Source organism: Pseudoalteromonas sp. A3 (assembly GCF_025942345.1).
Lineage (GTDB): Bacteria > Pseudomonadota > Gammaproteobacteria > Enterobacterales > Alteromonadaceae > Pseudoalteromonas > Pseudoalteromonas atlantica.
This window is the reverse complement of sequence record NZ_JAPCKL010000011.1, coordinates 23319-44402: the sequence shown is the minus strand read 5'-3', so window position 1 is coordinate 44402 and position 21084 is coordinate 23319. Positions and strand designations below refer to the sequence as shown.

The 21084-nt window shown below is 41.8% G+C and carries 20 protein-coding genes; 12 read left to right on the top strand and 8 right to left on the bottom strand.

All coding sequences use genetic code 11. The features are described 5' to 3' along the window. Positions 1–8 precede the first annotated feature (8 nt). From galK to galE, 3 genes are read right to left on the bottom strand one after another with little or no spacing between them, the layout of a single operon-like run. On the bottom strand, positions 9–1157 hold the full coding sequence (gene galK, locus OIZ54_RS16265; protein WP_024032028.1) for a galactokinase: 1149 nt from the start codon (positions 1155–1157) through the stop codon (positions 9–11). Then, the gene (locus OIZ54_RS16260) at positions 1147–2211 is read right to left on the bottom strand and encodes a UDP-glucose--hexose-1-phosphate uridylyltransferase (RefSeq protein ID WP_264390832.1); all 1065 of its coding nucleotides are present in this window, start codon (positions 2209–2211) and stop codon (positions 1147–1149) included. Before OIZ54_RS16260 ends, galK begins: the two co-directional genes overlap by 11 nt. 1 nt (position 2212) lies before the next feature. Next, entirely contained in the window at positions 2213–3226 is a 1014-nt protein-coding gene (galE, locus tag OIZ54_RS16255; RefSeq protein ID WP_054983392.1) for a UDP-glucose 4-epimerase GalE, read from the bottom strand. Positions 3227–3532: 306 nt separating this feature from the next. On the opposite strand from galE, the gene OIZ54_RS16250 reads away from it, so the two are divergent. Then, entirely contained in the window at positions 3533–4360 is an 828-nt protein-coding gene (locus OIZ54_RS16250) for an SDR family NAD(P)-dependent oxidoreductase (protein WP_264390831.1), read from the top strand. Between the two features lie 145 nt (positions 4361–4505). Here OIZ54_RS16250 and OIZ54_RS16245 read toward each other — a convergent pair whose 3' ends face one another. Continuing rightward, positions 4506–4745 (bottom strand): YdcH family protein, encoded by a 240-nt coding sequence (locus OIZ54_RS16245; RefSeq protein ID WP_004588182.1) that lies wholly within the window; start codon positions 4743–4745, stop codon positions 4506–4508. 300 nt (positions 4746–5045) lie between these two features. Between OIZ54_RS16245 and OIZ54_RS16240 the strand changes: the two genes are divergently transcribed. The 10 genes from OIZ54_RS16240 (at position 5046) to speD (ending at position 16747) form a co-directional block, all read left to right on the top strand. Further along, positions 5046–6035, top strand: a complete 990-nt coding sequence (locus OIZ54_RS16240) for a zinc-dependent alcohol dehydrogenase family protein (protein ID WP_264390861.1) — start codon at positions 5046–5048, stop codon at positions 6033–6035. A 332-nt stretch (positions 6036–6367) separates the two neighbouring features. Continuing rightward, a complete protein-coding gene (locus OIZ54_RS16235) occupies positions 6368–8641 on the top strand; it encodes a putative bifunctional diguanylate cyclase/phosphodiesterase (RefSeq protein ID WP_264390830.1) in 2274 nt (757 codons plus the stop codon). A 128-nt stretch (positions 8642–8769) separates the two neighbouring features. Further along, positions 8770–9351, top strand: a complete 582-nt coding sequence (locus OIZ54_RS16230) for an anthranilate synthase component II (protein WP_004588186.1) — start codon at positions 8770–8772, stop codon at positions 9349–9351. A 46-nt stretch (positions 9352–9397) separates the two neighbouring features. After that, positions 9398–10558, top strand: a complete 1161-nt coding sequence (locus OIZ54_RS16225) for an HDOD domain-containing protein (RefSeq protein WP_138685754.1) — start codon at positions 9398–9400, stop codon at positions 10556–10558. A gap of 444 nt (positions 10559–11002) precedes the next feature. Then, positions 11003–12208, top strand: coding sequence for an aspartate aminotransferase family protein (locus OIZ54_RS16220; protein WP_264390829.1), 1206 nt, complete (start codon positions 11003–11005; stop codon positions 12206–12208). Between the two features lie 84 nt (positions 12209–12292). After that, positions 12293–13309, top strand: coding sequence for an arginine N-succinyltransferase (gene astA / locus OIZ54_RS16215; RefSeq protein ID WP_004588189.1), 1017 nt, complete (start codon positions 12293–12295; stop codon positions 13307–13309). A gap of 16 nt (positions 13310–13325) precedes the next feature. Then, on the top strand, positions 13326–14795 hold the full coding sequence (gene astD, locus OIZ54_RS16210; protein ID WP_029774138.1) for a succinylglutamate-semialdehyde dehydrogenase: 1470 nt from the start codon (positions 13326–13328) through the stop codon (positions 14793–14795). 140 nt (positions 14796–14935) lie between these two features. Beyond that, positions 14936–15283: a DUF3802 family protein gene (locus OIZ54_RS16205; protein ID WP_004588191.1), complete on the top strand. Its 348-nt coding sequence runs from the start codon at positions 14936–14938 to the stop codon at positions 15281–15283. Positions 15284–15432: 149 nt separating this feature from the next. Further along, positions 15433–15846: an OsmC family protein gene (locus tag OIZ54_RS16200; protein ID WP_004588192.1), complete on the top strand. Its 414-nt coding sequence runs from the start codon at positions 15433–15435 to the stop codon at positions 15844–15846. 88 nt (positions 15847–15934) lie between these two features. Continuing rightward, positions 15935–16747: an adenosylmethionine decarboxylase gene (speD, locus tag OIZ54_RS16195; RefSeq protein WP_004588193.1), complete on the top strand. Its 813-nt coding sequence runs from the start codon at positions 15935–15937 to the stop codon at positions 16745–16747. A gap of 82 nt (positions 16748–16829) precedes the next feature. Here the strand turns inward: speD and OIZ54_RS16190 are convergent, their stop codons facing one another. Further along, positions 16830–18101 (bottom strand): aromatic amino acid transport family protein, encoded by a 1272-nt coding sequence (locus OIZ54_RS16190; protein ID WP_054983398.1) that lies wholly within the window; start codon positions 18099–18101, stop codon positions 16830–16832. A gap of 476 nt (positions 18102–18577) precedes the next feature. Here OIZ54_RS16190 and OIZ54_RS16185 point away from each other — a divergent pair, with 476 nt between their 5' ends. Further along, positions 18578–19063: a hypothetical protein gene (locus OIZ54_RS16185; protein WP_264390828.1), complete on the top strand. Its 486-nt coding sequence runs from the start codon at positions 18578–18580 to the stop codon at positions 19061–19063. 199 nt (positions 19064–19262) lie between these two features. Here OIZ54_RS16185 and OIZ54_RS16180 read toward each other — a convergent pair whose 3' ends face one another. The 3 genes from OIZ54_RS16180 to cysC all read right to left on the bottom strand — a co-directional run bounded on the left by OIZ54_RS16180 (position 19263) and on the right by cysC (position 21073). Continuing rightward, positions 19263–19544 (bottom strand): hypothetical protein, encoded by a 282-nt coding sequence (locus OIZ54_RS16180; protein WP_029774141.1) that lies wholly within the window; start codon positions 19542–19544, stop codon positions 19263–19265. 156 nt (positions 19545–19700) lie between these two features. Beyond that, entirely contained in the window at positions 19701–20471 is a 771-nt protein-coding gene (cysQ, locus tag OIZ54_RS16175; RefSeq protein WP_029774142.1) for a 3'(2'),5'-bisphosphate nucleotidase CysQ, read from the bottom strand. Positions 20472–20476: 5 nt separating this feature from the next. After that, positions 20477–21073 (bottom strand): adenylyl-sulfate kinase, encoded by a 597-nt coding sequence (cysC, locus tag OIZ54_RS16170; protein WP_055255187.1) that lies wholly within the window; start codon positions 21071–21073, stop codon positions 20477–20479. Positions 21074–21084: the final 11 nt, after the last annotated feature.

The following is a 21084-nucleotide window of genomic DNA, read 5'->3' as shown; positions in this document are numbered from 1 at the left end:
AATGATGTTTAAAAAGACGTAATTTGTAATCCTGAACCTGCTGAACATACGTAAATGTCGGCATTTAAATTAAAACGTTCAAAGTAGTGCTGCTCAACCGCTGCTTTGATAAGTGGTACTTCTGCATCACGGCATAAACACACAATCGCACCGCCAAAACCGCCACCGGTCATACGTACTGCACCGCGTTCGCCCATCGCTTCTTTACAAATTTCTACTAGGCCGTCGGTTGCTGGTACGGTTACTTCAAAGTAATGCTTAAGCGATTGGTGCGATGCCGCCATTAGCTCTCGCAGCGTATCAATGTCGTTATTTTGCAGCGCTTTAGTTGCTGCAATTACACGCTCGTTTTCGCTAATTACATGGTGTGCACGTTTGTATTCGTTTTCGCTTAGTGCATCTTTAGTTGCTTCAAGCGTGTCCATGGTGGCTTTACGAAGCGTGGCTACATTCATTTTTGCAGCTGCTTGCTCACAGTCAACACGACGTTGGTTGTACTCGCTATCTACCAATTTACGTGGGTAGTTAGAGTTAACAATAACAATGTTTAAATCATCGGGTACTTTTACTGATTCAGTTGCTAGGTTTTCACAGTCAATTAAAAGCGCATGGCCGTTTTCGCCTTTTGCCGAAATAAGCTGATCCATAATGCCCGATTGGCAATGCATAAAGTCGTTTTCGGCTTCTTGGCCTAGTAAGGCAATTTTTTCTTCGCTTAAACCAAGCTGTGCAATATGGTTAAACATACCACCAATGGCCACTTCTAATGCCGCCGATGAAGATAAGCCACTGCCTTGCGGTAAGTTACTGTCAATAAGTAAATCGGCGCCGCGTAAAGTATGGCCCGCGCGCTTTAAAACAAATGACACGGCACGGATATAGTTACCCCATTGCGATTGCCCCTCGCTGATGTCTTCATCAACACTAAAGCTGTCTTTTTCGCCTGGGTAATTTAACGAATGCACGGTAATGATGTTGTCGTCGCGCTCTTTAAACATAACTTGAGTACGAAACTCTAACGAGCACGGAAATACAAAGCCGTCGTTATAATCGGTAAATTCGCCAATTAGGTTTACACGCCCAGGTGCTGCAGCAATACCTTGAGCAGGCGCACCGTACAGTGATAAAAATTGTTGTTGAAAATCGTTAAGCGTCATCTGTGTGTCCTGCTGTTTTTTTGTAGTGTGTGGTACTGGCTGCTTGTAAAATAGAGGCAGCTGTTTCTGCGCTTAAATCGCGCTGGCTTTCGCCTAACATTTCGTAGCCAACCATGTGTTTTTTAACGGTGGCAGAGCGAAGTAGCGGCGGGTAAAAATGGGCATGTAAGCGCCAATGTTGCTCATCTGAGCCACGATTAGCCGGTGCATTGTGCCATCCCATAGAATACGGGAAGCTACAATTAAATACGTTGTCGTATTTAGTGGTTAATACTTTAAGCGCTTGTGCTAAGGCGTCTGTTTGCGCATCGTTTAGCTGGCTAAAGTTTTGAATGTTATCTTTAGTTACAAGCAGTGTTTCAAACGGCCATGCTGCCCAAAATGGCACCACAACAAGCCAGTGCTCGTTTTCAAATACGACACGGGTTTTATCTGTTTGCTCTTTTTGCACATAATCGGCAAGCATCGCGCTGCCATGCTTTTTATAATAAGCAAGCTGCTGGGTATCTTCGGCTTCTATTTCAGTTGATAAGTGCGAATGCGCCCATACTTGGCCATGTGGATGAGGTTGCGAGCAACCCATGATCTCGCCTTTATTTTCAAATACCTGAACACACTCATAGTGTTGTGCAAGTTCTGTGTAGTTGTCTTTCCAGGTTTTTACTACTTCGTGTAGGGCATCGTGCTCAAGCTCTGGCAGTGTTTTGTTATGCTCTGGTGAAAAACAAATCACACGGCATTCGCCGCTTGCTTCATCAGCAATAAATAAATCGCTGTCTGAGTCTAAGCTTTGCGATTGCTCGCTCTCATTAGGGGTCAGTGCGCCAAAGTCATTTCTAAATACATGGGTGTATTTGTAATCTGGGTTGCTGTCGCCATTTGCACGGGTGTTGCCTGGGCAAAGTGGGCAGCTTTCATCGTGTTTTGGTAGTACGCTTTCGTTTATTGCTTCTGTAGCACCTAACCACGGGCGGTTATTACGATGCGGTGATACTAATACCCAGCGCCCCGTTAGCGGGTTTTTACGTCTATGAGTACTTTCTAATAAAGCCATGTTAACTCTCCAACCCACTTGGGTAATTAGTTTGCCAGCGCCATGTGTCGTTGGTCATGTCGCTCAGTGTTAGTTCTGCGTGCCAGTTAAGGGTGGTTTGTGCTTTTGTGGCATCGGCGTAATTACAGGCAATATCGCCTGCACGGCGCGGTGCACTTTTATAAGGAATATCTTTATTGGCTGATGCGCTAAATGCTTTGATCATATCAAGCACCGAATAACCTTGGCCTGTGCCTAGGTTGTAAGCATGAAAGGCGGTATCTGTTTTATGTTGCATAAAGGCCGCTACATGGCCCTTAGCTAAATCTAAAACGTGAATATAGTCGCGCACGCCGGTGCCATCTTTGGTGTCGTAGTCGTCACCAAAAATATTAACCACTTCGCGTTTACCTACTGCAGTTTGAGCAATAAATGGCATTAAGTTATTTGGGATACCATTTGGGCTTTCGCCTAATAAGCCGCTTGGGTGCGCACCAACAGGGTTAAAGTAGCGAAGAGCAATGCCCATAAATTGGCTGTTGGCATTACATACGTCTTGCATGGCTTGTTCAACCATAACTTTGCTCCAACCGTAAGGGTTAGTAGCGCGTATAGGGTGTTTTTCATCAATAGGTAGGTAGTCTGGCTCGCCGTACACAGTGGCCGATGAGCTAAATATAATATGGTTAACGCCTACCTCTTGCATGTTTTGTAGCATGCTTAATGTACCCGACACATTGTTTTGGTAATAACGCAGTGGTTGCTCGGTTGATTCACCTACCGCTTTAAGTGCTGCAAAGTGAAATACAGCCTCAGCTTGGCTGTGTTTAAGGGCAAGTTTAAACTGCTGCTCGTCTTGAATGTCACCTAAAATAAACTCAAAACGGGTGCCGGTAATTTTTTCGAGTTGATCAAGCACACGGGGGCTTGCGTTAGATAAGTTGTCGTAAATAACTGGGGTAATGCCTGCCTCATGGAGGGCAATACATGTGTGGCTACCTATATAACCCATACCGCCTGTAACTAAAACTTTCATGTGTTTTCTCGAAAAGTGTATTTATATGATAAATACTACTATTAAGGTAATTTAAAAACAATAGTTATGATTGCCCGTTATTTCAAATAAACGCTTAAAATTTACCCAAGCAAAGGCACAATGGCTATACCTACTTAATAAGGGCACAAAGGTTTATCAATTAATTCTATAAACTGATTCTACTGAGCCACTAATTATTAGTCGCTAAAAGTGGTGGTACTATTAATAAATAGCAGTGAGCTAATGCGTGTGTAATTTGTCGTTAATGCAATGGCCAAAGTCTTAATACAAAAAGGAACGTTCAACATGAAAAAAACAATTTTATTAACCGGTGCCACCGACGGTATTGGCCTAGAGACCGCTAAAATGTTGTTAGCGCAAGGGCATACTGTATTATTACACGGGCGCAACCAGGACAAGTTAAATACTGTACAAGCAAGCTTAAACGCTGATTACCCGCAAGCAAGCACAGCCACCTACATTGCCGATTTAAGCGATATGGCGCAAGTAAACACCTTGGCTCAGTCAGTGTTAGCCGACTTACAAAACGCGAATAAAATACTTGATGTAGTTATTAATAACGCCGGTGTTTATAAATTGGCAAATATCACTACTGTAAATGGGCTAGATGCACGTTTTGCAGTTAATACGTTAGCGCCTTATTTACTTACTAAAGCGTTACTGCCTGTAATGAACACGCAATCACGTGTGGTTAACGTGTCATCGGCTGCACAAACTAGCGTTAACTTTGACTCGTTAGTGGGCAAAAAGCCACTATCAGATAGCGCAGCCTACGCGCAAAGCAAATTGGCTATTACTATGTGGTCGCGTCACTTAGGTTTAGCACTTAAAGGTAACGGGCCGTTAGTTGTTGCGGTAAACCCTAAGTCGTTACTAGGTAGTAAAATGGTAAAAGATGCCTACGGGCTTGCTGGTGGCGACTTAAAACTAGGCGCTGATATTTTTTGCCGCGCCGCATTAAGTGACGAATTTAAAGATGCCACTGGCCTTTATTTCGATAACGATGCAGAGCGCTTTGCACCGCCACATCCAGATGCGCTCAACCCTACTAAAAATCAGCAGTTAGTTGATACGTTAGATAGCCTGCTTGCTCAGCTAAATGCTGATAGCTAGTAGCAAATTAACGCGAAAAGATTTTACTCATGCCTTATAAGGCCTAGTTGTTTTTTATAAAGCCGATATGTGTTTTAAATGTTTTACCCTTTGTTGATCGTCAAAGAGTTCACCTAACGGTGAACTCTTTTTTTTGTGTGCAACATTACTCTTGTTGTAAACGCTCGTACAACCAATCTTTTAATTCTGAACGCTCATGTTTTAGTTGATTCATTTGCTCATCGCTAATGGGCGCATCTTTAAGCTCTAAAACACGAATCTCTTTATCTAGCTTGTCGTATTTATCTGCCTTTTTGGCAAATTCTGTGTCGCTTTTATTTAGCTCTGCAATGGTATTTAGGTACTGTGGAAAGTCATTGGTAAGTGAGTGGTCTTCGCCTAACATATTCGCTCCTTAGTAGGATAAATGAGTTACTTAAGTGAATTACTACCTTTTCATATATTACTCTGGGGCTTAGACAATAATAAATCAACCATAGCTAGCTTAAATTGGTATAGCGCAGCGACTAGTAGGATGTTGTTTAACGCCTACTTTTAAACAGTGATGGAGTGATTTTTAAACTCTATTATAAATATTATTTTGAAACTGATTGTATGTTTAGCCTTATTATCATTTGTAAAGGGTGTGTCTACAATGAAGCTTCATTACACAATTACTTATCAACAGGTAACAGAGGCAATACCCATGAAAGCAATGACAATTAATAATTTTGGTGGCACTGAAGAGTTTGTAGCAGCTGAGGTTGCAAAACCACAAGTAACAGCAGGTAATGTGTTAGTTCGTATTGCCGCAACAAGCGTAAATACAATTGATATGATGATTCGTCAAATGGGTGCTGACTTACCCTTTGCTCCAAAACTACCGGGCATTTTAGGGATGGACTTTGCAGGCACCGTTGAAGCTGTTGGCGAAGGTGTAACAGAATTTGCAGTAGGTGATGAAGTATATGGTTGTGCTGGTGGACTAGGCGATTTACCAGGTGCACTTGCTGAGTTTATTCTTGCTGATAAGCGCTTAATCGCTCACAAACCTAAAAATCTAAGCATGAAAGAAGCAGCCGCTATTCCACTTGTAGGTATTACAGCACTTGAAGGCTTAACACGTGCAAGTGTAAGTGAAGGCCAAAAAGTATTAGTACACGGCGGCGCAGGTGGTGTAGGCCATTTAGCAGTACAACTAGCTAAGCATTTTGGCGCTGATGTTTACTCAACTGGCGGTAACGCAGAGCAACTAGCACTCATAGAAAGCTTTGGCGCTACAGGCATAAACTTTAAAGACGAAACCGTAGAGCAGTACGTTGAAAAACACACAAGCAACGTTGGTTTTGACATGGTATTTGACACCGTAGGTGGTGGTAACCTGACTAACTCATTTGCTGCAGCAAAGCTAAATGCACAGGTATCTACAACGCTTTCTTTATTAGAAGTAGATTTAAGCCCAGTACACTTTAAAGGGTTATCGTTAAACGTAATCTTTATGCTTATTCCAATGATCCACGACTTTAACCGTCAAGACCACGGCGACAAACTGACTAAACTGGCACAAATTGTTGAAGCAGGCGGTATGCGCCCAGTACTTGATGAGCAAGACTTTAGCTTAGAAGAAGCAGCTAAAGCGCATGACCGCTTAGCAAGTGGCCAAGCTATGGGTAAAGTTGTTATTTCTGTACAATAAATTATACCAATCCGCTTAATTAAGTGATCTATTTTGAGGATGGAAAAGCGTGTTGATAGCAAGGCAAAAAATTCGCTATTTAGTTGCTCTAAATGAGAATTTTTTAACGTAGATAGCGACACGTTTAGCCCCTAAAAATGATTAAGTATTATTGCGGATTGGTATCATTACGGTCGGCATCCTCGCCGGCCTCTTTCTTTTTTACGCCCGCCTGATTAACGTTTGTACACCCTTTTTTATAACCAAATATAAACAATAGTGCTTTTATTAATCGTATATAATTACGTTTTAAAATTAGTTGTTAATATTTTAGGGTCAGAGCAAGCGTTTATATGAAAATATTCACTAATAAATTTGCCAGTAAAGCTAAGCAGTTTTATATCGGTATTGTGCTGGTAGGCTGTGTACTGTCTGCGATGGTTTATTATCAGGCAGAAACCATTAAGCGCACCTCATCGACCTTAATGGAACAACAAATTCCGGCGCTACGCGATATTCGATTAATCGAAACCTACCTAGTAAAGCAAGAGCGCTTATTATATGAGTATTACGCAACGAGTAAGCGTGAACTTTATTTAATCGACTTTTTAGAAAACCATGTACGTATACTTGCGCTAATAAAAAACCTAGATCAAAACCACAGCACATTAGCGCTAGAAAGCAGCTTAAGTGATGAGTTTAAAAGTGGTTTAGACTTAGCACTTAAATTACACGAAAACTTATCAAGCAGCAGCACTAGTTGGGATTTAGCCAGAGAGCAACTAGAGCAACTCACCGAACTGCAAGCCCAAGTGATGGGGCACTTAACAAATGCAGAAACGGTTATTTCAAATGCGGTTGATAGCGGCTACAAAGACACCGAAAGCAACCTGCACACCACAGTCAATATTGTGTTTTTGTTTACGTTTGCCATAGTGCTGGTAAGCATTTATACAGGGCGTTACGCATCTAAATTTATAAAGCTTAGTGCCCGTAACGAACGTTTAGCGCTATTTCCAACGCGCAACCCTAACCCAATTGTGAGTTTAAGCGCCAACCTTGAGCTTAACTACTGTAACCCTGCCGCTATTGCTATGCATAAAGCGTATGTAAGCGATAAACACAGCACGCCCATTGCATTACTAAGCCCTAATATAAAGCAGCAACTAATAGATACTAAGCAGTCGGCTAGTCATGTTGAGCGTTTTTATACACAGCTAGATAACCATTACCTCACTTACCAAATACATTGGCTGCAAGAAATAGATGCCTTTGATATACACATACGCGATGTAACAGAGCAATTTGAGGCAGAGCGTTCATTAGAGTATTTAGCCTTTCATCACCCGTATTCAAAGTTGCCTAACCAAGCCAGTTTAGAAACATACACCAATGAGCTAATTTCGCTTGAGCAGCCTTTTAGTTTAATGCTGATTGATGTAAGCCACTTTAAGCTATTGCTTGAGCAATATGGTTTATCGGGGGCTAACGAGTGTATAAATGCCTTTGCTACGCACTTATCGCGCAGCGCTAATAAATTTTCTCAGCAGTTAAAAAGCAAAAACAAACTGACCTTCTACCACATTGCCGATGCTAACTTTGTGGTTATTTATACCGAGCAAGATTGCTCAACAACCCTAGATGACTTACTCAAAGGCGTACAAAGCCGTTTAAGCCAAGCTATCAGCACACCGTACGGTGAAATGCGCATGAGCTTTAACTGCGGTGTAACACGCTACCCAACTAGTAATGACTATAAAACGCTGCTACTGCACGCCAATATTGCTTTAGAAGAGGCAGTAAAACGTAATATTCCCTACGCTTATTTTGATACCGAAAGCGGAGTTAAGCACGCACAGCAGCTGCATATTGCTCGGCGCCTTGATACCGCCATTGAAAAGCAACAGTTTGAGCTTTATTTTCAGCCTAAAATGCACCTTAAATCGCAAACCATAAACAGCTGCGAATGTTTAATTAGGTGGTTTGATGATGGGGAGTTTGTCTCTCCGGCACAGTTTATTCCTATTGCCGAGCACAGCGGGTTTATATTGCCATTAGGCGAATGGATACTCGATAGTGCCTTTGCCCAAGCTAAAAAATGGCATCAGCAAAACTTAAATATCCGCTTGGCTATTAATATATCGGCAAGGCAATTTACACAGCAAGACTTTGTGCAAAGCATAAAACAGCGGTTGGCACATTTTAACGTGCCCGCGCATTTAATTGAGCTAGAAATTACCGAAACCGCCATTATGGACGATGAAGAGTTTGGTATTTCAGTACTGCAGGCACTGAGTGCACTGGGTATTAGCTTATCAATTGATGACTTTGGTACGGGCTATTCGTCGCTGGGTTACTTACAGCGTTTTCCGGTTAATAAATTAAAAATAGATCAGTCGTTTGTGCGCAATATGGCCACAGACACACGGGATCAGGCTTTAGTATTGAGTATTTGCCAATTAGCTAAAAACTTAGGGCTCGATATTATCGCCGAAGGCGTAGAAGAGCATGCCCAACTTAAAAAACTAAAAGAGTATAACTGCGACCTAATTCAAGGATACTTGTTAAGCCGGCCAATACCAGCAAACGAATTTGAAGCATTTTTAGCTAAAGGCGTAAGTTTTTAAGGCGTTTTGCTAATGTATGTTGGGTAATTATTAGTGATAGAATGGCCTTATAAAAGCTTCTATCGCTCATTTTACAAGCCACACATGTGAGCAAAGAGCACTACATTATTAAATAAGGTCGTTGTGTAATGCTGTTGATGATCGACAACTACGATTCGTTTACTTATAACCTAGTACAATATTTTCAGCGCTTAAACCAAGAGGTGCTGGTAAAGCGTAATGACGAAATATCTGTTGCGCAAATTAAGCAACTTAACCCCAAGCATATTGTTATTTCTCCGGGGCCATGTACGCCAAACGAAGCGGGTGTGTCACTCAATGTCGTTGAGCAGCTAAAAGGCATTTACCCTATTTTGGGTATTTGCTTAGGGCATCAAACCATCGCGCAAGCGCTAGGGGGCAAGGTTATACGTGCTAAGCAAGTCATGCATGGTAAAACCTCACCTATTGTTCATAATAATAAGGGGGTATTTACCGGTTTAGAAAACCCGCTTACTGTGTGTCGTTATCACTCGCTGGTGGTAGAAAAACACAGTTTACCGAGTGAATTAGCCATTACAGCATGGAGCCAAACCGAGCAAGGTGAGTTTGACGAAATTATGGGGCTACTTCACACAGAGCTTGCTCTTGAAGGCGTGCAATTTCATCCCGAGGCTATTTTAACAACTCAAGGGCTCGAATTGCTTGCTAACTTTTTATCTCGCTTCTAACCTTACAGTAACCACCGAATGGTAAGACTTATACTGAATGGACTTTATGACTGAACTTGCGTCGCAAAAGCGAATAGCCTCAATGCTTGACCAGCGTGCTCACGACTTGCTGCTTGGCCATAGTTTTGCACATCAACAAATTGGCTTTATTCATACGCTGGAAATTGATTATGGCGAACCAATGAAGCAACGCACGTTATTAGAAGTAGAAGTTGCCGCACAGCATAAACGCCAGCAAAGTAGCACCGCGCATCATAAGTACCGAGCACAAGCGAGCAAACAACTTCATAAAGTAATAGAAACAGCCATATTTAAGCAATTAGAAGATATGGATGCTGTTATTCAAAACACCATAGGCATAGAAGATAACGTTGCTACCATGCTAGATATACTGGCGGTTAAGTCGGCAAGTGTTGGGCGTTTAGAGCCATTGGTAAATGATTCTAGTTGGCTTGGCCGCGAATTAGTGTCATTGGTAAACCTGCCTTACTACCGAAAGCAGCGCAGCAAAAGTACCTCAGTTAAAGTAGACAGCCCCGCACTTGCACTGCGCTATATTGGCCTTGATAACTTACAATTGGTAATTCCTACTTTTGCTATGCGCCATTGGATGCCACACAGCACAGAGCCATTTCCATTATTAAAACGCCGCCTGCGCGATGCCGCCATGGCCAATGCAATTGCGGCGCAAAAAATTGCAGAGCTTAACGATGTAAACCCCGTACATGCGTTTACACTGGGCATGCTTATAGATGTAGGGCGCATAGCCTTAGTACGTTTGTACTTAAAAACCTTTGAACAGGTATGGCAACGTAAAGTGCAAATAGCGCGCGAAGCACAGCAAAAAGATTTACACACGGCATTGATGGAGCTAAAGCCAGATCCCTTATTTTTAACCACGTTGTTAAGTAATAAGTCGCTTGAGTTAAGTGCTAAAGTTATTCGAAAAATGGCTTTTAAGTTTTTGCCGTTTAATCATGTCATGGCGCAACTTGTTCATGGTATTGAGCAAAGTAGTGATGTTTTCCCTATGAGTGAAGTAATGCTTAAAGCGCGATGCTATTCGCAGTATTTAAACCTAAAACAGCACCAACTTATTGAACAAGATGAAATGCAGGCATGGTTTTCGTATCACCAATTCACTAAAAATGAGCTAAAAGCTCTCGAAACAAGCAATTTTACCAACCTTGCTATTCAAATTGACTAAAAAGCAGCTTACTCGCTGGTCCTTATATCGGTAATTTGCCGCTGGTGGTGGCAAATTTTCATTAACTATTGAATTTTTTGTTAATTTTTTTGCGACTATTCATTCATTAACATCTCCCCAAGCACACCTCGCTTTAAGCACTTAATGTAAGGCGCGACTCACTGCGCAGGCGCATAAGTATTAAAAAATGACATTTATTTTCTATGCAGATAGTTATTCACTATCTATGAAATAATATCCCAAGGCCTTTATTTTAAAGGCCTGCATGAAAGTTTTTAACGAGACAGCACCACAAATATCTGAAATAATGAGCGCCTGAAAATTGAACCACAAGGCAGTTTTACGCTCAACCTTTTGCTATTTAGTGCGTAAATATCTTGGTTACATTTATAACCAAACACCTATTTTGATGTTTTGTGTTGCTCACAATTAAGAGGAAAAAAAATGACAGTCAATCGCGAATTATTTGATCACGTAATGGTTCCTAACTACGCGCCTTCAAGCGTTATTCCTGTTCGAGGCGAAGGCTCTCGCGTATGGGATCAACAAGGTAAAGAATTTATCGACTTTGCCGGTGGTATTGCTGTTAACTGTCTTGGCCATTGCCATCCTGCATTAGTAGGTGCATTAAAAGAGCAAGGCGAAAAAATTTGGCACCTATCAAACGTAATGACTAACGAACCTGCGCTGCGTTTAGCTAAAAAAATGCTCGATGCGACCTTTGCTGAAAAAGTTTACTTTGCAAACTCAGGCGCAGAAGCAAACGAAGCTGCACTTAAATTAGCACGTCGTTTTGCACTTGATAAATTTGGTGCTGAAAAATCACAAATTATCTCATTTAACAAAGGCTTTCACGGTCGTACGTTCTTTACCGTAACCGTAGGCGGGCAAGCTGCATACTCAGATGGTTTTGGTCCTAAGCCAGGCGACATCGTACATTGTGATTACAATGACCTAGCTGCATTTGAAGCGCTAATTAGCGACAAAACATGTGCCGTAATGATGGAGCCACTGCAAGGTGAGGGCGGTATTATTTCGCCAACTGACGAATTTGCACAAGGCGTTCGTGAGCTATGTACTAAACACAATGCACTGCTTATTTTTGATGAAGTACAAACAGGTGTTGGCCGTACTGGTGAGTTATACGCATACCAAGGTCTAAATGTAGTGCCTGATATTTTAACGTCAGCTAAAGCTCTTGGCGGCGGTTTCCCTATTGGCGCTATGCTAACGACTACTGAGATTGCACAGCACTTAAAAGTAGGGACTCATGGTTCTACTTACGGTGGTAATCCACTGGCGTGTGCAGTAGCCGAAGCCGCATTTGATACTGTAAATACCCCTGAAGTACTGGCGGGCGTAAAAGAAAAAGCAGCATTATTTAACGAGCTTCTTAACGCGGTAAACGAAAAATACAACGTGTTTAGCGAAATTCGTGGCCAAGGTTTATTAATTGGTGCAGCCGTTAACGAGCAATACAAAGGCCGTGCTAAAGAGTTTTTAGTAGCAGCTACCGAGCAAGGGCTTATGTCGCTTGTAGCGGGTGCTGATGTAGTACGCTTTACGCCATCGTTAGTAATCACCGAAGCGGATATTCGCGAAGGTATGGCGCGTTTTGAAAAAGCAGTAGCAAGCGTAGTAAACGCTTAAGCGCGTTAAACCACCTTATTAAGGGCAAGCCTGCTTGCCCTGCATATTCTATTTACCGTTATTGATAAGGGAGCAAGCGGACTCATGATGATCCTTCGCCCAATCCAGCAAAATGATTACGCAGCATTATTAAAAATTGCCCACGAATCGGGCCATGGTTTTACATCTTTGCCGTTAAACGAAGAGTTACTGCAAAAGAAAATTGACCATTCTGTAAGTTCATTTGCTAAACAAACGTCACAACCTGGTGACGAAGGCTACCTGTTTGTTCTTGAAGATACCGAAACCGGTGAAGTAGTCGGTACTTCAGCTATTGAAGCTGCAGTAGGGCTTGATGATGCGTTTTATCATTACCACTTAAGTAAAGTAATTCACTCATCACGCACGTTAGATGTATACAAAGCGGTTGATATTTTAACCCTATGTAACGACTACACCGGCGCGACAGAACTATGTACCTTATTTTTGAAAGATGGCTATCGTAAAAACTGTAACGGTAAACTTCTTTCAAAAGCGCGCTTTATGTTTATAAAACAACATGAGCAGCGCTTTGCACAAACAGTAATAGCAGAAATGCGCGGCGTGTCTGACGAAAACGGCAGCAGCCCGTTTTGGCAGTGGCTAGAAGAGCACTTTTTCTCAATGGACTTTCCTACCGCCGATTACCTAACAGGTATAGGACAAAAAGTGTTTATTGCTGAACTAATGCCAAAGTACCCAATTTACGTAAACTTGCTGAGCAAAGACGCTCAAGCGGTGATTGGTAAAGTACACGACAACACACGCCCAGCTATTGAGCTATTAAAAAATGAAGGATTTACCTTCAACGGTTACGTCGATATTTTTGATGCGGGTCCCACAGTAGAAGCAAAAGTAGATAACATTGCCACTATTCGTAATGCAAAAGACTTTAAAGTAGAAATAGGCGAAGCATCGGGCGATACCATGGTACTGCTTGCTAACGGCAAGTTAGAAGATTACCGTGCAACGGTTGCAGCGCTTAGCTTTGATGAGCGTGCAAGCAGCCTTATTTTATCGCAACAAATAGCCGATGCCCTACAGCTACAATCGGGCGACACCGTAAGCGCAACCCCAGTTTAATTAAGGAGAAAGTATAATGACTCATCCTGCACAATTTATTAATGGTCAGTGGTCACAAGGCCAAGGCAACGCATTTAACTCAGTAAACCCTGCAAATAACGACGTTATTTGGCAGGCATCTTCAGCGACTGCAGAGCAAGTAGATAGCGCGGTAAATTCGGCGCGCGAAGCATTTTATAGCTGGGCAGATAAAAGCTTTAACGAGCGCCTAGAGATAGTTAAAACCTTTGCTGCAACACTTAAAGAGCACAGCGAAGAACTTGCTGTTGCGATTGCCCAAGAAACCGGTAAACCACTGTGGGAAACGCGTACAGAAGCGGGCGCAATGGTAGGTAAAATTGCCATTTCTGAAAAAGCATTTTTAGAGCGCACCGGCGACGTTGAAAACGCTATGCCGGTAGGGCGTGCGATGATCCGTCATAAACCACATGGTGTAGTTGCCGTATTTGGCCCATATAACTTCCCTGGGCACTTACCTAATGGGCACATTGTGCCAGCGCTTTTAGCCGGTAACACAGTAGTATTTAAGCCATCAGAGCTTACGCCAATGGTTGCTGAGCTTACGCTTAAACTATGGGAAAAAGCCGGTTTACCTGCCGGTGTAATTAACCTTGTTCAAGGTGAAGTAGAAACAGGTAAAGCCCTTGCTGCGCATAAAGGCATAGATGGTTTATTCTTTACAGGTTCTTCGCGTACTGGTCATATTTTACATGAGCAGTTTGCGGGTCAGCCGGGTAAAATTTTAGCGCTTGAAATGGGTGGCAATAACCCTCTGATTATTAAAGATGTGGCAGATACTAAAGCCGCGGTACACGATATTATTCAATCGGCGTTTATTTCAAGCGGCCAACGTTGTACGTGTGCACGTAAAGTATTTTTACCTAAAGGCCAACAAGGCGATGATATTTTAGCGCGCCTTATCACTGCAACTAAAGCCATTAAAGTAGGCAACTACGATGATGAAGATCAGCCATTTATGGGCTCTATGATCTCATCTGCGGCTGCAGCAGGCATGGTAAAAGCACAAAACGAGCTTGTTGAGCTTGGCGGTGAAGTACTAGTAGAGCTTGAGCACACAGCCAATACTGGTTTTGTAACACCGGGTATTATTGAGTGTTCAGCAATTAGCGATTTCCCAGATGAAGAGCACTTTGGCCCATTATTAAAAGTGTTCCGCTTTGATGACTTTGACCACGCAATTGATAAAGCAAACGATACCAGCTTTGGTTTATCAGCAGGTTTATTAAGCGACAGCGAAGCCGACTACAATCACTTTTTACGCCGTATTCGTGCCGGTATTGTTAACTGGAACCGCCCAATTACAGGTGCATCAAGTGCAGCCCCATTTGGTGGTATTGGCGCATCAGGAAATCACAGAGCAAGCGCATATTATGCAGCCGACTACTGTGCATACCCTGTTGCTTCGGTAGAACTTGAAAAAGTGACGATGCCAGCAACACTAAGCCCAGGCTTAAAAATAGATTAATTACTGTTCTATTTGTAGTTATAAAGAATGAGAAAAGCAGCTTAGGCTGCTTTTTTTGTATTGGTATCGCGCAAAGCTAGTAATTAGTGGCGCTTTCTGCTTAAATCTATGCAATTAGTTATTCAAAGGTGAAAATCACAATGGTTTTAGACAGGCAAGGGTACGATGACTTGATCATGTATCTAACTCAAAATTTAGCGTTATTTGAGAAGCCAGGCGAAATCAAACCCGGTGCCCCTACCGTTATGGAACTCATAGAAGACGTAATAGCGCATAACGTTATGCTAATTTGTGAACAACATACCAATCTTAATACCGAACAACGCAGCCAAATAGTGCGCGAGGTAGACGGTATTGTTTACGACTTACAAGAAGTACTAAGCAGCATAACCTCACAACCTGTTACGGTTGAACAACACGCATTTATAGATGAGTTTGCTGGGCTTATTAAAAACTTATTTGATAACGCGGTAACACAAACCTCTTAACGTTACCCGTTAACACAGCGCAGTATTACCTAATAACTGCGCTCCTATTACTTCTCGCCTTATTAATAACACCACTAAATTTAATCTCAGCGCTCACGTATCGTTGCAGATTGTTATACAATCAACAAAATTTTTTTAGAGATAAACACATGCAAGCAAATGTAAAATGGGTTGAAGGCGACACCTTTATTGGCCGTTCTAATTCTAATCACAATGTAGTTTTTGATGCCGGTAGCGACAGCGCTGCACCAAGTCCAATGGAAATGGTACTTATGTCGGTAGGTTGTTGCTCGTCGGTAGATGTTGTAAGTATTTTAAAAAAAGCCAAGCAAGATTTTTCTGATGTGCAAGTACAACTAAGCTCAGAGCGCGCCGAAACAGCACCTCGTGTATTTACTAAAATTAATTTACACTTTGTTGTTACAGGCAATAATGTCTCGGAAAAACACCTTGCGCGTGCGGTTTCGCTCTCTGCTGAAAAGTATTGTTCTGTTGCTTTAATGCTTGATAAAACAGTAGAAATTACCCACAGCCACGAAGTTGTGCAAGAACAGGTAAAATAACGCTTTTTCCGTGAGGAAAATTCGTATAAAATCCGCGAACTTTTCATTCTGCAGGTGCAGATTTCACTAATTTATAGGTTGGTTTATCATGAACAAACCCTTCGATAAACTTAAACTTCATGGCTTTAATAATTTAACCAAAAGTTTAAGCTTTAGTATTTACGACATTTGCTACGCAAAGACCGAGCAACAACGTAAAGAATATATTGAATATATCGACGAGCAGTACAGTGCAGATAGACTAACCGACATACTAGGTGATGTTGTTGATATTATTGGTGCTAACATTTTAAATGTGGCGCGCCAAGATTATGAACCACAAGGCGCAAGTGTGACTATTTTGGTTTCGGAAGAGCCGGTAGAAGAGCAGCAAAATTACGATGCTGACGAAGCGCCAGGCCCATTACCAGATTCCGTTGTTGCGCACCTAGATAAAAGCCACATTTGTGTACATACCTACCCAGAAGCGCACCCTGATGATGGTATTTGTACATTCCGTGCTGATATTGAAGTATCTACCTGTGGCATTATTTCGCCACTTAAAGCGTTAAACTTCTTAATTCATAGCCTTGAGTCAGACGTAGTAACCATTGACTACCGCGTACGTGGTTTTACCCGCGACGTAAACGGCGTTAAACACTACATTGACCATGCAATTAACTCGATTCAAAACTTCATGACAGAAGATACCAAAGAAGCGTACCAAATGATGGACGTGAACGTGTATCAAGAAAACCTGTTCCACACCAAAATGATGTTAAAAGAAACCGACTTAAACACTTACCTGTTCGGCCTTTCAACTGATGAGCTGTCGGATGAGGAAGAAGAAGAAATTCGCTCTAAACTAACCCGCGAAATGCAGGAAATATTCTACGGCCGTAACCTACCAGACGCAGAATAAATTAGTTTAAAAGCAATTAAGTTGTATTAAAAATGGCGCTCAGTGAGCGCCATTTTTTATGTGGGTATTTATAGCAATTCGCTTAATTAAGCATGCTGTAAATAAGCGCGCATACGGCCAGTGAGCCCACAGCAAGTACAAACAATGTGCTTAAGCGGTTGCGGTATTTACTCAGCGCAGGCACTTTGTATACGGCAATCATTGGCATAATAAATAAAATCATCGCAATGATAGGGCCAGAGAGCTGATCCATCATGTCTAAAATGCTTGGGTTTTTAACCGCACAAAACCAAATAGCAAAAAACATAATGAGTACGCCAATTTTGTCGGCTACTTTTGCACTTAAGCTGGTTTGCTTAGTCACCAAACCGGTAAAGCTTTCACGTGCACCTAAAAAGTGCCCTAAAAACGATGACGTAATCGCAATAAAGGCAACCAGCGGCCCAAGGGTCGCGATATACGAGTTACTGGTGATATTAGCAAGGTAAGATAAAATCGATACGTTAGCCGCTTTAGCAGCCGCCATTTGCTCGCTAGTAAGCGAAAGCACGCACGAAAATACAAACAGCAGTACAAATACAATAAGCAGTAAGCTAGTGCGTTTTAAAATAGCCTCAGCCTTATTAGTGGCCTGATTGCCATAATGCCCACGCTGCACGTTCACAAAGCTTGAAATAGCCGCCGCATGGCTAAACGAAAACACAATAATAGGAATAGATAACCACAGCGTTTTAGTAAAGCTGCCCGCCTCAGGAAAGCTCATATCTGGCATTTGCCAGCTAGGGATTAAATAGAGCGATAAGCAAAATAAAATACCTACAAGCGGGTACACCAAAATAGCGAACGCGCGCAGCATTAAACGCTCGCCGCCCATCATTAGGCTAATCATACCGGCAACCAATACACCCGAAAGTAACACGCGAGAAGGTGACTCAAGGCCCATTTGGTTCACCATAAAGCTATCAACGGTATTGGTTAAGCCTACGCCGTAAATAAGCAAAATGGGGAATATAGATAAAAAGTATAATAAAGAGATTAACCTACCCGCCGTTACACCAAAGTGCTCTTCAACAACATCAGTAAAATCTGAATCTTTATTTTTAGACGACAACACAAAGCGGGCTAAGCCGCGGTGTGCTAAAAAGGTCATTGGAAAGGCTAAACACGCCATAATAATAAGCGGCCAAAAACCACCTATACCAATGTTGATAGGTAAAAATAAAATGCCCGCGCCAACGGCGGTACCAAAAAGGCTTAACGTCCACTGCGTATCGTGCAGGTTCCATTTAGAAGTAGGTGTGTGTTCACCTGTTGTTGATGCATTTGAAAGCGTTGCATCTTGTGATGGTGTCATGTGTGTGCTCATCCATTATTTAAATAATAATCGCGCGCAAGAATATAGTTTTTAGCTAAAAGTTTCATGTTTTGAGGGGGTTTGTAGACTAATTAATTAGACGCCGTTGCACCAAAAGTGTCATGAATACGAAACAGCGCTGTAAAAATAAACAAATACCTCAACCAGCACAGTTGTAGGTTGGGTAGAGCGAAGCGAAACCCAACACGCCATTGATCCTCTAAATTCTTACTTTATTTTAGTTATAGTGTTTTAGATTTTAGTGAGTAGATGTGGCAACGGATATCTAAAAGCTTGAGTGTCCTTACTTATTGTAATGACTTCGTTAATAATTATTTCCTAACTAATTAAGGGGTAATAGTATGAGCAATAATTCTATAAAGTGGCACAAGAAACCAAGTGGTATATTAGCTTTAAATATTTTAGGTAGCATAATTGCTGCGCTTATTTTTACCGTAATATTTTAAGGGGCTGTTATGAAGAGTAAATACCTAGATATTAATGAGCAAACCATTAATGAATTAGAGGAGGCGTGGGAGTACCTTAATAAGCACTTTTATAGTGAGTTAAATTTAGAAAGAGACCGCCCTTTAGAGTCGGAAGATCCACTTGGTAAACTTGCATATTTCATGGAGCTTGGGATTTACCCACCACCTGAATTACTTCTCAAAATATCAGAGATTTATGAAGTGTATATGCTACAAGCTGGTAAAGTTGATCTTGAAGAATCATTTTATGGAAAGCCTATTAAAGGCATTGGAAACTTTTCTGGGCGAGAAGCAAAAAAGCAAGACGTTAAATTTTTAGAGATGACGTTATCTATGGAAGCTATTAGTAATGAAAAGAAAAAACGTTCGCAATATGAAGTAGCCGAAGAATATTTGAGAGCTAAAGGCTCAGACGAAGATCCTGAACACTTATTAAGAAAGTTGCGTAGATACAGAAATAAGCCTGCTAACTAAAGCATACAACAAGCGCTTTATACTAGGCAATGGTCTCCTCGATGTGTAGTACCCGTTAACCATCCTCGCTATTTCGCACTAAAAAACTTGTCTACCAATTGATAAAGCGTACTGAAACACAGCAACGTTATAAACATACCAAGTGATAATATAACCTTTTCTTTTAGGGGTTGTTCAGGCTTTTGGGCTAATATGCTTTTTAAGAAATAAAGAAAGTAAAATAGGTGCACGCACCGATGCCTATAATCAGCATAAAGAGCCGCTTTATTAAATTACCTTCAGTAGGAGGAATTTCCTCACCGGTATACGGTGTATAAATACTTATTTTTAATATAAATGCATAGATATATCTATAACAGAAGAAAAATACTAACACGCAGAACAACAGCTTTTCTACTGACTCAAAACCTATGAAAAAAGTAGCTCCTAACACAAACCATAAAATGCCAAACAATAAAACAATAACCTTCTTTTTATCCATACTGACTGCCTTTATTTTTTCTTTAAGTTCTTTATTTATAAACCTTAAAAGGCGTTTTAGTTAACAGATTAGGAGTGGTCATCTATTGATAATATACAGAGCTAAAGCTATCACTTATCTTGCTGACAACTGATAGCTAACCACTCAAAACTGCTCTTATCCCTCTAAAGCCGAAACAATAAAATACGGATTCAAATACTCATCTTTGGTGTTATAAATAAGCGGGCTGCCATCGAGCTTGGTTACTTTAGCGCCGGCTATTTCAGCAATAGCATGGCCAGCTCCCGTATCCCACTCACAGGTTGGGCCTAAGCGCGGGTAAATATCAGCACTGCCTTCGGCAACTAAACATAATTTTAGTGAGCTGCCTTTTGAGACCATTTCAACGTCGTCAAAGCGTTTTACAAACTCGGCTAAATCGGGTGATGGGTGCGAGCGACTGCCAACAACGCGGATTAACCCTTTATTAGGTTTGGTGGTTACTTTAAGCTCAATACGCTCATCGCCTTTGTCTTTAAACGCGCCAATATCGTTACTGGCTAAGTAGGATACGCCAAGCGCGGGCGCGTCAACGACAGCAAGCACGGGTTTGCCGTTTTCGATTAGGGCTATATTTACGGTAAATTCGCCGTTCTTTTTAATAAACTCTTTAGTGCCGTCGATTGGGTCTACTAACCAGTAGCTTTTCCATGTTTGACGAATGTCCCAGCTTATATCAGCGCTTTCTTCGCTAAGTATAGGTGTGTCGGGCGTGAGCTGTTTTAGCCCTGTCACAATGACTTTATGAGCTGCTAAGTCGGCGTCGGTTACTGGGCTTTCATCGGCTTTGTATTCAACGTTAAAGTCCTTTTCGTAAATCCCCATTATGGCTTGGCCTGCTTTGCGGGCAAGGATGAGGGTTTCTTCTAGTAGCTCGGTTTGGTTCATTGGGGTTAACCTATAATATGCTTTTGTTTTAGATACGTTATCAGTTGTGTAACCGATTGGTCTAGGGTGTTTTTACTGGTATCTAAAATTATTTCTGGGTTGTTGGGTACTTCGTAGCTTGAGTCGATACCGGTAAAGTGTTTAATCTCACCTGCGCGGGCTTTTTTGTATAAGCCTTTAGGGTCGCGGCTTTCGCATACATCAAGCGGGGTATCTATAAATACTTCAATAAACTCGCCGTCATCTACTAGGTTGCGCACCATGTCGCGCTCTGCTCTAAATGGCGAGATAAACGCGGTAAGCACTAATAGGCCTGCATCGGTCATTAGTTTGGCGGTTTCGCCAACGCGGCGTATGTTTTCGATGCGGTCTTCGTCGCTAAAGCCGAGGTCTTTACATAAGCCGTGACGTACGTTGTCGCCATCAAGCAGGTAAGTGTGCGCACCTTGCTGATTAAGCGCAGCTTCTAGTGCGTTGGCTACGGTGCTTTTGCCAGAGCCAGAAAAACCGGTAAACCATAAAATGGCCGGTTTATGCTTTTTTTGCTCACTACGCTGTGCTTTTGTGGTTGCGTAGTTATGCCAAACAATATTTTCATCCATAGTGGTGTGTC